Origin of the sequence: Polymorphospora sp. NPDC050346, assembly GCF_040655695.1 — a bacterium.
Classification (GTDB): Bacteria; Actinomycetota; Actinomycetes; order Mycobacteriales; family Micromonosporaceae; genus Polymorphospora; species Polymorphospora lycopeni.
Map to the genome: position 1 here is coordinate 118884 of NZ_JBFAKM010000002.1, position 12392 is coordinate 131275.

A 12392-nucleotide genomic window follows, 5' to 3' on the forward strand; every position below is an offset into this window, starting at 1 on the left:
GAGGCATCCCGTGACCCTCGCCGCCGTCCTAGCAACCCTCACCCTTGCCGGTTACGCAGCGTGGTACGTCGCGCTGTGCGTCATCGCCCCGTTCGGCCGCTGCCGCTACTGCACCGGCCGCCGCAACCGGCTCGACCGACGCCACCGCGACTGCCTCGCCTGCGACGGCACCGGCCGCCGCGTCCGCCTCGGCCGCCGCCTCTACGAGCACCTGCGGGCCGAGTACGACCGGGGCACCCGATGAGGCGCCGGGCGCGGCCGCACACCGACTGGTGCGCCCGTGACCACCGCTGCAACCTCGCCGAACACCGGTCCGAGGAAATCGTGGTCGAGCTGCCCGGCCACGGCCGAGCCGTCCTCACCCGCGTCCTAGTCGACGGCGGCGGCGAGTACGCCGACGTCCGACTCCGCATCGCGCTCACCCCGGTCGAGCCGACCGCCCGCCGACAGTTGGGGACGCTGCTCGGCGACCTGCGCACGCTGGTCACCCGCGCCGCACTGGCGGGCCGGCCGACGCCGGCCAGGTACCGGGGGGCGGCGGAATGAACGTGCTGTCGCTGTTCGCCGGGATCGGCGGTCTGGAACTCGGCCTGGAACGGGCCGGGATGACCGTCGTCGGTCAGGTCGAGATCGACCCGTTCTGCCGTCACGTGCTCGCCGCCCACTGGCCGGAGGTGCCCCGACATGACGACGTCCGAACCGCTGTCGCCTGGTGGCGGTCCCGACCCCGTCCCGCTGTTCACGTTGTCGCCGGCGGATTCCCGTGCCAGCCGGTCAGCAACGCGGGTCGCAAACTGGCGCAGGCGGATCCCCGCTGGCTCTGGAACCCGATGGCCGAGGTCATCGCCGACCTGCGGCCCGAATGGGTCGTCGCCGAGAACGTGCCCGGTCTGCGAACCCGTGGACTCAACGTTGTTCTCGCCGACCTTCACCGGCTCGGATACACCGCCCGTGCCGGCTACATCAGCGCTTGCGAGATGGGCGCCCCACACCCACGTAAGCGCCTGTTCATACTGGCCCACCCCCAAGGCCAAGGACGGTGCCCGTGGCGGGATGAGCGAACCGGCCCTGCTGCGCCGGATGGCGAAGACGGGCTCTGGGAGATGCGACCTGGGGGATGCGGTCGGTGGGCCACCGAACCCGACGTGGCTCGAATGGCTCATGGGGTTCCCCTCGGGCTGGACCGACGTCGAGCACTCGGAAACGCCGTCGTTCCCGACGTCGCCGAACACATCGGTCGACTGATCACCGACGCCGCTGCACCGGTCGCCGCCAGGTGGGCCGCGTGATGGCCGACGACACCGTAACCACCCCGACGCCGGCCCCGCCCCGACGTGTCCAACGGCGCCGGTCGCGTGGCTGGCGGATGCCGCCGAACACGGTCTACGTCGGCCGACCCGGCCGGTGGGGCAACCCGTTCACGGCCACCGAACCGACCCCGACCGGTCGAGCCGAGGCCATCGACCGGTACCGGCAGTGGCTCGCCGGCCGGCCCGACCTGATCGCCGCCGCCCGCCGGGAACTCGCCGGCCGGAACCTGGCCTGCTGGTGCCCGGTCGGCCAGCCCTGCCACGCCGACATCCTGCTCGCCCACCTGGCCGGGGACACGTCGTGACCCGGCCGACCAGCATCCCCGACGCCCTGCACCGGGCCGCCGTCTACATCGGCCGGCACGGCTGGACCCGCGACCACCGGCTCTACGACTCCCACGACGGCTGCCAGCGCAACTGCCCGGTCCACCGCACGGGCATGTTTCCGGCGTCGATCCTCGGGGCGGTCCGGTGCGCGCTGGTCGGCCGGCCGAAGTGGTTCCTGACCAGCACGCCGCCCGGTACGGCAGAGGCGTACGCGGCGACGCTCGATCACCTCAACTACCACCTGTCCAGCTACGGGGCGGCCGGGCTGCGTGCCCCGGTCGTCCCGTGGTCGCAGGCGCCACGTCGGACGCCGGCTGAGGTGGTGGCCGCGTTGCGGGCCGCCGCGTCGACCGCGCCCCGACGGCCGTTCGCCGGCCCGGCCAGGCTGGCGCCGGTCGTGCCGCTTCGACCCCGGACGAGCCGATCGGACCGGCCTTCGGCCGGGCTGTTCGACCTGCCTCATCCCGCCTGACCTCCTGCCCGCCCCTTGGAACGGAGAACACCGTGTCTGACCTGCTCACCGCTGCTCTCGGCTACGCCGAACGCGGCTGGCACGTCTTCCCGCTCAACCCCGACCGGCCCGGCAACGCCGACGAGGACTACGCCAAGCGGCCCGCGTTCCCGAACCGGTGCACCGCCGACCGCTGCGACCAGGTCGACCCCCGCTGCCGGGCCACCGGCCGGCACGTCGGCTGGGAGGAACGCGCCACCGTCGACCCGGACCGCATCCGCCGGGCGTGGTCGACCCGTCCCTACAACATCGGTATCGCGTGCGGCCCGTCCGGGCTGGTCGTGGTCGACCCGGACGTACCCAAGCACCCCGGTGACACCCCGCCGGCCGAGTGGGCCGGATCGGGCACGGGCATGGACGTGTTCGCCGTGCTTGCCGCGAGGCACGGCAGTCCGATCGGCTGGATCGCCGGCTACGGCCGCCCGGACACCCCGCCCCGTGAGGGCATCGATGTCACCTACACCGTGGACACGCCCAGCGGCGGCAGCCACCTGTACTACCAGCACCCGGCCAGCGGCCCGCAGCTGCGTAACACCACCAGCGACCGGGGACGCGGTCTGGGGTGGAAAATCGACACCCGGGCGCACGGCGGCTACGTGGTGGCCGGCGGGTCCACCGTCACCGGCCGCCCGTACAAGGTGGCGCTGGACTGCGACCCCCTGCCGCTGCCCGAATGGATCGCCACGCTTCTCACCCCCGCTCCGCTGCCCGCACAGGGGCCGACGGTCGTCAACCTCGCCGCCGGTCGGGCCGGGCGCTACCTCGCCACCGCGATCGACGGGGCGGTGACGCACCTGCGGACAGCGGCCGACGGCTACCGCAACAACGCGCTGTTCAACTCCGCGATGGTCCTCGGCCAACTGGTCGCCGGTGGCTCGCTCACCAGCGACGACGTGTACGCCGTTCTCACGCCGGTCGCCCGAAGCCTGCCCGGCAAGACGCCCCTGACCGAGCGGGAGATAGCCCGCACGATCGCGTCCGGCCTGCGGGTCGGGGCGACCCGTCCCCGGAGCGTGGCCGCATGACCACCACCAACAACACCACCCCTGACGCGCCGGTGCGGGTGCAGGTCGGCACCGGCCCGGAAACCATCCGGGTGGTCAAGAACGCCCTACGGAACGGGCTGCTGCCCGATACCTACGTCTCGGCCGGGGACCTGGTCCACATGGAGACCGTGTCCGGTGGGCTGTCCGGCGGGGTGGACGAGGATTCGCCGTTGCCGGTGGCCGCGTCCCGGTTGACCTCGGCCGGGCTGGCTGGCCTGCTCGCCGAACACGCCTACGTCTACCGGCTCCGCACCCGCAAGAACGCCGCTGGTGACCCTGAGGTGGTCGAGGAGGAGGTGACCCCGCCCCGCGACATCCTGTCGTCGGTCCTGGCCGGCAAGACGTGGCCGAAGGTCGCTGCGCTACGCGGGATCATCGGGGCGCCGGTGCTGCGCCGGGACGGGACGCTGTTGCAGCGGCCCGGCTACGACGCGGCCACCGGCCTCTACCTCGCCTCCAAAGTCGCGCTACAGCCGGTGCCGGACCGGCCCACCCCGGAGCAGGTACGCAAGGCACGGGAATTCCTGCTCGGCCGGTTCCTGCGCGACTTCCCGTGGTCGACGGCGGCCGACCGGGCGAACTACGTCGCGCTGTTGGCCACGCCGATCCTGCGGCACTTCACCCGGTCCCTGACCCCGTTCGCGCTGATCGACGCGACCATGCCCGCCTCGGGCAAGAGCATCCTGACGGCCGGTCCGGGGATGCTGTACGGGCAGCGGATGATGCCGTGGGCCGACAACGAAGACGAACTCCGCAAGTCAATCACCGCCGTACTCGCCGAACAGGTCGGCGTGGTCATCTGGGACAACGTCCCCGAAGGCACCGTCATCGACTCCGCCAACCTCGCGTTGCTGGTCACGGCCGGGGTGTGGTCGGACCGGCAGTTGGGTGCGTCCCGGAACGTCGCGGCCGTCAACGACCGGCTGTGGATGGCCACCGGCAACAACCTCCAGGTCGGCGGCGACATGGCCTCCCGCACGGTGCGGGTGCATCTCGATCCGAACATGCCCCGGCCCGACCAGCGCGACCAGTCCGGGTTCGGTATCCCGCACCTCGACCAGTGGATCACCGTCCCCGCGAATCAGCTCACCGTCCTGTGGCACCTGCTGGTCCTGGTGTTGGACTGGACGAACAACGGCGCACCCCGCGCGTCCGGGGTGTCCATGCGGCAGTTCACGCCGTGGGCGAACGCCCTCGGCGGGTTCCTCGCCCATCACGGCATCGACGGGTTCCTGACCAACGTCGCCGCCGTGTCCGGGATCGATGAAGACGAAACCCGCTGGCGCGGGTTCCTCACCTGCTGGCACGACCGCCACGGCAGTCACCCCATGACCGCCGCCGAGCTACGCCGCGACGGAGAACCCCAAGGCTTCGGCGCAGAGCAGGTCGACGCCTGGGACGGGCAGTTCATCACCACCCACAACGGCCGCCTACCCAACCCGCTCGCCCTCGGCCGGCTGCTGACCGGGCAGGTCGGCCGGTGGCGCGGCGACCACGTCCTACGCTCCGCCAAGAGCGAACGCGGCGACCGGAACGTCTTCTGGGTCGAACGCCACGACGGCTAGACCCCGGAAACCCGCTGAAACATCTCCGCATCTCCGCATCTCCGCAAAACCGGCCCGCTACCAGCGCAAACACCCTGCGGAGATCTTCACTATCGAAGAGAGTCCATCTCCGCATCTCCGCAACCTCTGCGGAGATAGCCGGCCGTTGCGGAGATGAACTCTCCGACCATCCCCGCATCTCCGCAAACAAAAGCCCAGGTCAACGGCACGTTTGCGGAGATGCGGAGATGCGGAGATGTTTCAGCCCCCAAACGCAGGAACAACAACGGACCGCCACCGACATGCGGCCCCGACCGGGATGAACGGCCCCCTGAGACCCGCTGAGACGGTTCGGTGCATACCAATACACCGGTCCACCCGAGATCTTGCGCCTACGGCGCTCTCAGAGGGCCGCTCTGAGCCCTTCTGTGGTGATACCTCCCTAATCCTCCACCGACGGCACCCGCTGCCCGAAAGGCGCCCACGATGCGAATCAGGCTCCACGGCACACCCACCGAGATAACCGCCACCCTCACCGCCCTCGCCGCAACGCTCGACATCCGCACCGTCAGCCGCCGCTACCCCGACCGACCACCCTCCACCTTGGAACGGATCTACCTCGACGCCTCCCCAAGGAAGGACACCCGCCCGTGATCGAACGCTTTCTGTCGATTCCCGAGGTGGCCGAGCGACTCGGCACCACCGAGCGCTTCCCACGTCGCTTGATCGAGGAACGCCGGATCGAGTTCAAGCGGTTCGGCCGACACGTTCGCATCGCCGAGAGCGTGCTCAACGCCTACATCGACGGGTGCACCGTCACGCCCATCAACCGACCGCGCGGGAACAGGAGGGCTGCCTGAGTGGCAGGTAACACGAAAGGCCGCAAGCGTCGGTTCGGCAGCGTTCGCCAACTGCCGTCCGAGAGCTGGCAGGCGAGGTACACCGGCCCGGACGGTCAGGAACGGAAGGCGCCGAAGACGTTCGACACTAAGCGCGGCGCCGAACAGTGGCTCGTGGAGACCGAAGCGGAGATGCTGCGCGGCAACTGGATCGACCCGGATGCCGGCCGGATCACCGTCAGCGAGTACGTCGACCGATGGGTAAAAGAGCGGGATCTCAAGCCCCGTACGCGCGAGGAGTATGAACGGCACATCCGGCTACACGTCCGTCCTTACCTCGGCACTTCCGCTCTCAACTCGCTGGCCCCACCGCACATCAGGGCGTGGCGAGCCGAACGCCTGGCCGCTGGTGTCGGAAAGTCCACCGTGGCGAAGACCTATCGCATCCTGCACGCCATCTTCGCCACTGCGGTAGACGACGACCTGATCAGGCGCAATCCCTGCCGGATCAAGGGCGCCGGACAGGACAAGGCCGAAGAACGCCCGACCGCCACGCTTGACCAGGTGTTCGCCATCGCCGAGGCGATCCAGCCTCGATACCGGCTACTCGTACTGCTCGCCGCGTTCGCGCAGCTACGGTTTGGCGAACTGGTCGCGCTACGCCGCCGGAACATCGACCTTGACCGGATGGAGCTCCGGGTACGGCGCGCGACCGCAGAAATGGAAGACGGTACGCAGATCGATGACGATCCCAAGTCGGAGGCCGGTAAGCGGCCGATCAGCCTGCCGCGCGGACTCCACGGGGACATCGAGCACCACCTGGCGAACTACGCCCAGAGCGGCCCCGACGGCCGGCTATTCGTCGGGCCGCAGAACGGAATTCCACGCCGCCGCAACTTCAACCGTGTGTGGCACAGGGCCAAGAAGGGAGCGGGCATCCCGGCAGACGTGGATCTGCACCTGCACGATCTTCGGCACACGGGAAGCACCTGGTCGGCGCAGAGCGGGGCGACCCTGAAGGAACTGATGGCCAGGATCGGTCACTCGTCTACCCGCGCGGCAATGATCTACCAGCACGCGACCCGTGACCGGGATCACCTGATCGCGGCAGCCCTTGACACCCTGATCGAGGAGGCGAGAGGCAACGCGGCCGGCTGATCTGGCAAAGATCTGGCATGTAGACCAAAGATGGTGCCAAAACGGCGACAGCCCTGCTGAATCAGGATCTCTCCTGAGCAGGGCTGTCGCCGTTTTTGCTTCGGGTGGAGCCGAGGGGACTCGAACCCCTGACCCCCACACTGCCAGTGTGGTGCGCTACCAGCTGCGCCACGGCCCCCGGTTGTCCCCGATCTCTCGGGCACTGACGGAATAGTACACACCCCGGCCCGCCCGGTCACATCCGAGGGTCCCCCGCGTGCTGCCATGCCGATCGACCCGCGCCGCCGCGCTGATCGAGGAGAAACCGTGGGCGGTTCGCCCGTTTCTTCCCACAACGAGTCCTTGATCAACGGGGCGGGGCCGAGACAGCGGGGCGGGCGAGGCGCGGGTGGCGACCGCGGAGATCAGTTGACGGCCACGTCCGAGGGGAAGTGGGCCATCGCGGCCATCATGCCGCCCTGGCGGCGCAGGACCATCGACCACAGGTCGTCGGGGCGGTTCACGAAGGCGTCGCCGGGCAGCCCGTCGAGCAGGAACCACGAGCCACCCGCGATCTCGTCCTCCAGTTGCCCAGGCGACCAGCCCGAGTAGCCGGCGAAGACCCGGATGCCGGTGATGCTCTCCCGCAGCCGTTCCGGGTCGGCGGACAGGTCGACGGTGCCGACCGCACCGGACACCTGGTGGAAGCCCTTCAGCCGGCGGGTCGGGGTGCGCATCCGGGCCAGGCAGATCGCCGACTCGGGCTGCACCGGACCGCCCTCGAAGAGCACCGCCGGTTCGCCGGCGAGCGCGCCCCACGACGACAGGACGTCGGCGACCGGCACCTCGGTCGCGCGGTTGAGCACCACGCCGAGCGCACCGCCGGGTTCGTGGGCGACGAGCAGGACCACGGTACGGTCGAAGTTCGGATCCTTCAGCGCGGGTGCCGCGACGAGCAGTTGCCCGGTCAGCGACTCCATCGACCGTCCGCCGATCGCCTGCCCCTCTCCGTGCACGGCCGTGACCCGCTACTCGGCGCCATGGACACGGGAGTTACCGACCTCGGACCGCTGCCACCTCAACGCCATGCCTCGCACCATAGCCTGCTGAACTGGCCGCCGATAAGGGCCACGGGGACCTGTCTCGCGGGAGCTTGCGGGCTTCTGGCGGGGCGGGAAAGCTAAGCCGGGTGAGCCCTCATGCGCAAATCGCCATCATCGGCGGATCCGGCCTCTACGCGCTCCTCGACGGCGCCACCGAGCGCATCGTCGAGACGCCGTACGGCGCACCGTCCGATCCGATCACGATCGCCGAGGTGGGCGGGCGGCCGGTCGCCTTCCTGCCCAGGCATGGGCGGGACCATCGCCACCCGCCGCACCTGATCCCCTACCGGGCCAACCTGTGGGCGTTGCGGTCGATCGGCGTACGGCAGGTCCTGGCGCCGTGCGCGGTCGGCGGGCTGCGCCCGGAGCTGGGGCCGGGCACGTTCGTCGTGCCGGACCAGTTGATCGACCGCACCACCGGTCGGGTGCAGACCTACTACGACCGGGGTGCGGTGCACGTCTCGTTCGCCGACCCGTACTGCCCGGTCGGCCGTACGGTAGTCCTCGACGCGGCGCGCGGTCACGACGTCGCGGCGACCGACGGCGGCACGATGGTCGTCGTGGAGGGTCCGCGGTTCTCGACCCGGGCCGAGTCGCGCTGGTACACCGGCATCGGCGGGGCCGTGGTCAACATGACCGGCCACCCGGAGGCGGTCCTGGCCCGGGAGCTGGCGCTCTGCTACACCTCGGTGGCCCTGGTCACCGACCTCGACGCCGGGGTGGAGGGTGGCCACGGCGTCACGCAGGAGGAGGTCTTCCGGGTGTTCGCGGAGAACACCGCCCGGCTGCGTGAGGTCCTGCTCGACGCGGTCGCCGCGCTACCGGCCGAGCGCTCCTGCCCGTGTCCGAACGCGCTCGACGGCATCAAGCTCCCGTTCGACCTGCCCTGAGCGGGCACCGTCCACATCTGCATCCCCCTCCTCCACACGGGATTAGCGGAACATCGGCAGCCGCATCGGCTGGCCGGTGACGGCGTCGAGGACGGGCCGGTCGCCGAGCGGCGCGGCCAGCGTCACGGTGACCGGTTCGAACAGAAGCTGGTCGGTGCACGCGCCGGCGGTCGGCCTGGTCACCGTGCCGCTGACCACGACCGCGTCGTCGAACTCCTCGACGAACGGCTTCGGGTCGGTGTCGCAGGCCCCGATGCCGAGCCGGAAGGTGATCTGGCTGCCGTCGACGTCCGACAGGTCCTGGACGGTGACCAGTCCGGCCGGCGGCGCCCCGGTCGGCTCGGCCACCTGCGGAAGCGCGGCGGTGTCGGCCGGCGCGACCGCGACCCGCGCGACCGGAACGGGGATTTCCGCGACCTGGAACAGCCAGGCCGGGACCCGCGCCTCGCCGCGACTGGTGAGCACGGCCACCTCGCCGAGTTCGACCCCGGTGACGGTGAGCACGCCGCACGGCGCGGCGGAGCTGACGGACTCGTCCGGGCCGCCGGTCGGCGTCGGTTGCGCGCCGCCCGGCTGCTGCGGGCACGGTGCCGGGTCACCCTGGTCCAGTTCCCGGTACGCCTCGACGGCGCCGACCAGCGTGGTCGGCAGCTCCCCGTCGGCGAACCGGACGACTCCTCCGGGCGGCGGGTCGGTCGGCAGCGTCGTCTTGAGGGTGTACCAGCCGGCGTTGAACGCCATCTCGGCGTCGGCGGTGAGCTTCGGGTTGCCGGCCAGCACGGTGGCGTTCTGCAGCGGCAGGTAGCCGGTGTGCCACGCGTCGGCGGGCCGGGCCCGCCAGGTCTCGGCGACGGCGGTGGCCCGCTCGGCGAACCCGTCCGGGTCCGGGGCGGGGTCGCCCGGACCTGCCGGGTTCTGCCCGCAGGCGGTCAGCGTGACGCACAGGGCGACGGCAAGGACACTGGCGAGACGGCGCATACCAGTCGGACGCCGGGCGGCGGCCACAGGTTCCACCCGGGGTGGCCCGGACAGCAGAGCGCCCCCGACCCGGTTCGGGTCGGGGGCGCTGTCTGGTGGAGGTGCCGGGAATCGAACCCGGGTCCTTCGGCGCCTTGACAGGGCTTCTCCGAGCGCAGCTCGCTGTGCCTTTCTCGGCCCCACCGATCACGCGAGCGAGTCGGTGTGACGGGCTCAGTCGCGATTAATCTCACCGCACGGACCCCGCGACGAGGTCCGGTTGGCCAGCCTTCTAGCTGATGCCGGTTACTGGGCCGAAGGCGTGCTCAGACCGACAGACTTGCTACTCGCCTCAGGCGGCGAGAGCGAAGTCAGCGCGATTTTGCTTGGCGCTTATTGGTTTCCGACGAACGATTCTCGAGACGACGTCGGCTTCCTCGGCTCGCTTCCCCTGCCGCAACGTACGAAGTCGAAACCAGTCACCCCCTGGATGTGCTGCACCGGTTGCAGCCACGTAAGCGTAACGTCTCGCGCCACGGACTTCATTCCGGATACCGCCGGACCGGTCCGGCGCCGCCACCCACGACCATCGGGCCCGGGGCGGCGGCGGCCGGTGGTTCAGTCGTACATGCCCTTGCCCCGCCGGCCGGCGGCGCGCTGGATCTCGCGGTCGGCGTCGCGCTTGGCGAGGTCCTGCCGCTTGTCGTACGTCTTCTTGCCCTTGGCCAGGCCGATCTCGACCTTGGCCCAGCCGTCGGAGAAGTAGACCGACAGCGGCACCAGGGTCAGCCCGCTCTCCCGCAGCTTGCCGATCATGCGGCTGATCTCGAGCCGATTGAGCAGCAGCTTGCGGGTGCGGCGCGGCTCGTGGTTGGTCCACGTGCCCATCGCGTATTCCGGGATGTGCATCCCGTACAGGAAGATCTCTCCGTCCCGTTCCTGCGCGAACGCGTCGACGAGCGACGCCCGCCCGGCCCGGAGGGATTTGACCTCGGTGCCGGTCAACGACATGCCCGCCTCGTACGTGTCGAGGATCGCGTAGTCGTGTCGCGCCTTCTTGTTGGAGGCGACGACCTTGCGCCCCTTTTCCCGCGGCATCGGCACACCTCCTTCTGTTCTCCCCGGCGTCAAGCCGAGCCATGCTACCCGGATCAACGCACGACCCGCCCCGCCCTTTCCCGTCGATCTTGCACTTGTCGCCCGGCAAACCGGACATAAGGGGGAGATGACTGCAAGATCGCGAGGCGGGAGGCGCGGGTGAGGGTCAGCAGAGGCAGCCGGGGAGCCAGCTCAGCGGGTTGGTGGGGGAACCGTTGAGGCGCACCTCGAAATGCAGGTGGTTGCCGGTCGAGGCGCCGGTGGTACCGACCCGGCCGATGACCTGGCCCCGGCGCACGTACTGGCCGGCCCGTACGCCGATGCTCGACTGGTGGGCGTAGCAGGTGCTCAGTCCCTTGCCGCCCGACCTGCCGTGGCTGAGGCAGGTGTAGTTGCCGTAGCCGCCGTTCCAGCCGGCGCGGATCACGGTGCCGTCGGCGGCGGCGTAGATGGGCTGCCCGCCGCCGGCCGCGATGTCGACCCCGGCATGCAGCTGCCAGACCCGGTAGTACGGGTCGAAGCGCATGCCGTAGTCGCTGGACTTCCAGCCGCGTACCGGCATGAGGAACTTGGCGCCGGGCTTGGCCGCCGGCGGCGGGGCGGCGTTGCCGCCCGGCCGGTTCCCCGTCTGCCGGGCCTCCCAGGCGGCGAGTTCCGCCTCGATCCGGGCGGCTTCCCGCCTGGCCTCCTCGTACTTGGCGAGGCTGGCACCACGCTCCTGTTCGGCGACGGCTAGCGCTTCGGTGCGTTGGGTGGTCAGCGCGACGACCTGGGCAGCGGCGGCCTCGGCCTGCGCCTGGGCGGCCCGGGCGTCGGCGAGGGCCCGGTCGGCCTCGATCCGGGCGGTCTCGGCGGCCTGGCGGGCAAGGGTGGCCTCGTTCTGGCTCTGCTTGGCGTCGAGCCGGGCGTCGGTCAGCGCGTCGATGGCCGCCTTCTCGGTGCTCATGATCCGCTCGAAGTAGCCGTACCGGTCGGCGGCGTCGAGCAGGCCGCGGGCGGCGAGGAGCATGTTGGCGGTCGCCAGGTCGCTGCCCTTGTAGTTGGCGACGACGAAGCCGGCGGCCCGCTCCCGGGCGGCTTCGACCTGGCGTTCGGATTCGGCGTACCGGGCGGTGGCGGCCTTCAGCGCACCCTGCGCCTCGTCGGCCTTGCGCCGCGCGGTGCTGGCCGCCGTCTCGGCGGCGGCGACCTCACCCCGGCGCTGCGCGACGAGGTTCTGTGCGGCGGGCATGGCGCCGTTGGCGGCGGCGAGGAGCTTCGCCGCCTGCTGCGCCCGCTCGGTGGCTCCTTCAAGGATCGAACCGGCCCGGGCCATCTCCGCCTCGATGCGTTTCTGGTCGTCGCGAGGGTTGGCGTTGACCGGGCAGGCCGAGGCGAGCATGACCGCGAACACGGTCGCGACCAGGGCGACATGACGGAACATCCGATACGAGTCCACGGCACACCCTCCACTCGTACGTGAAGGTCACCGTACTTGGTCACATACGACACATCAGCAAAATAGCCACCACTTCCCCCGAAAAGAACGATCGCCGCCAACCCGGACATCCCGGGTGGCGGCGATCGTAAGTTGTCGGCCGGATGCGCGCAGCCCCGCCCTGACCCCGCAAGAAGGTAGGTCGGCAGAGCC

At 70.6% G+C, this 12392-nt stretch carries 15 protein-coding genes, 1 tRNA gene and 1 other RNA gene; 11 read left to right on the plus strand and 6 right to left on the minus strand.

The features are described from left to right. Positions 1-10: 10 nt before the first annotated feature. The 10 genes from AB0I42_RS03085 to AB0I42_RS03130 all read left to right on the plus strand — a co-directional run bounded on the left by AB0I42_RS03085 (position 11) and on the right by AB0I42_RS03130 (position 6735). The gene (locus AB0I42_RS03085) at positions 11-244 is read left to right on the plus strand and encodes a hypothetical protein (RefSeq protein WP_357533670.1); all 234 of its coding nucleotides are present in this window, start codon (positions 11-13) and stop codon (positions 242-244) included. Continuing rightward, a complete protein-coding gene (locus AB0I42_RS03090; protein WP_357533672.1) occupies positions 241-546 on the plus strand; it encodes a hypothetical protein in 306 nt (101 codons plus the stop codon). The genes AB0I42_RS03085 and AB0I42_RS03090 overlap by 4 nt, the downstream gene beginning before the upstream one ends. Continuing rightward, a complete protein-coding gene (locus AB0I42_RS03095) occupies positions 543-1289 on the plus strand; it encodes a DNA cytosine methyltransferase (protein ID WP_357533674.1) in 747 nt (248 codons plus the stop codon). The genes AB0I42_RS03090 and AB0I42_RS03095 overlap by 4 nt, the downstream gene beginning before the upstream one ends. Then, complete coding sequence (locus AB0I42_RS03100) at positions 1289-1615, plus strand: DUF4326 domain-containing protein (protein WP_357533676.1); 327 nt, start codon at positions 1289-1291, stop codon at positions 1613-1615. The genes AB0I42_RS03095 and AB0I42_RS03100 overlap by 1 nt, the downstream gene beginning before the upstream one ends. Further along, on the plus strand, positions 1612-2109 hold the full coding sequence (locus AB0I42_RS03105; RefSeq protein WP_357533678.1) for a hypothetical protein: 498 nt from the start codon (positions 1612-1614) through the stop codon (positions 2107-2109). The genes AB0I42_RS03100 and AB0I42_RS03105 overlap by 4 nt, the downstream gene beginning before the upstream one ends. A gap of 32 nt (positions 2110-2141) precedes the next feature. Continuing rightward, positions 2142-3173: a bifunctional DNA primase/polymerase gene (locus AB0I42_RS03110; RefSeq protein WP_357533679.1), complete on the plus strand. Its 1032-nt coding sequence runs from the start codon at positions 2142-2144 to the stop codon at positions 3171-3173. Next, a complete protein-coding gene (locus AB0I42_RS03115) occupies positions 3170-4759 on the plus strand; it encodes a hypothetical protein (RefSeq protein WP_357533680.1) in 1590 nt (529 codons plus the stop codon). Before AB0I42_RS03110 ends, AB0I42_RS03115 begins: the two co-directional genes overlap by 4 nt. Positions 4760-5224: 465 nt before the next feature. Then, positions 5225-5392, plus strand: coding sequence for a hypothetical protein (locus AB0I42_RS03120; protein ID WP_357533682.1), 168 nt, complete (start codon positions 5225-5227; stop codon positions 5390-5392). Then, on the plus strand, positions 5389-5598 hold the full coding sequence (locus tag AB0I42_RS03125) for an excisionase family DNA-binding protein (RefSeq protein WP_357533684.1): 210 nt from the start codon (positions 5389-5391) through the stop codon (positions 5596-5598). Before AB0I42_RS03120 ends, AB0I42_RS03125 begins: the two co-directional genes overlap by 4 nt. Continuing rightward, entirely contained in the window at positions 5599-6735 is a 1137-nt protein-coding gene (locus tag AB0I42_RS03130; RefSeq protein ID WP_357533686.1) for a site-specific integrase, read from the plus strand. Positions 6736-6840: 105 nt separating this feature from the next. Here AB0I42_RS03130 and AB0I42_RS03135 read toward each other — a convergent pair. Both AB0I42_RS03135 and AB0I42_RS03140 read right to left on the minus strand, forming a co-directional pair. Then, a tRNA-Ala gene (locus tag AB0I42_RS03135) sits at positions 6841-6913 on the minus strand. Positions 6914-7139: 226 nt separating this feature from the next. Further along, a complete protein-coding gene (locus tag AB0I42_RS03140; RefSeq protein WP_357533688.1) occupies positions 7140-7730 on the minus strand; it encodes a YqgE/AlgH family protein in 591 nt (196 codons plus the stop codon). 173 nt (positions 7731-7903) lie between these two features. Between AB0I42_RS03140 and AB0I42_RS03145 the strand changes: the two genes are divergently transcribed. Further along, positions 7904-8707 carry an S-methyl-5'-thioadenosine phosphorylase gene (locus AB0I42_RS03145; protein ID WP_357533690.1) on the plus strand — a complete coding sequence of 268 codons (804 nt, stop codon included), beginning with the start codon at positions 7904-7906 and terminating at the stop codon, positions 8705-8707. Between the two features lie 42 nt (positions 8708-8749). On the opposite strand, the gene AB0I42_RS03150 is transcribed toward AB0I42_RS03145, so the two are convergent. The 4 genes from AB0I42_RS03150 to AB0I42_RS03165 all read right to left on the minus strand — a co-directional run bounded on the left by AB0I42_RS03150 (position 8750) and on the right by AB0I42_RS03165 (position 12200). Beyond that, positions 8750-9685 (minus strand): hypothetical protein, encoded by a 936-nt coding sequence (locus AB0I42_RS03150; RefSeq protein WP_357533692.1) that lies wholly within the window; start codon positions 9683-9685, stop codon positions 8750-8752. 93 nt (positions 9686-9778) lie between these two features. Then, positions 9779-10151, minus strand: a transfer-messenger RNA (tmRNA) gene (gene ssrA, locus AB0I42_RS03155). Between the two features lie 131 nt (positions 10152-10282). After that, positions 10283-10762: an SsrA-binding protein SmpB gene (smpB, locus tag AB0I42_RS03160; RefSeq protein ID WP_357533694.1), complete on the minus strand. Its 480-nt coding sequence runs from the start codon at positions 10760-10762 to the stop codon at positions 10283-10285. A gap of 166 nt (positions 10763-10928) precedes the next feature. Continuing rightward, positions 10929-12200: a M23 family metallopeptidase gene (locus AB0I42_RS03165; RefSeq protein WP_357533696.1), complete on the minus strand. Its 1272-nt coding sequence runs from the start codon at positions 12198-12200 to the stop codon at positions 10929-10931. Between the last annotated feature and the right edge of the window lie 192 nt (positions 12201-12392).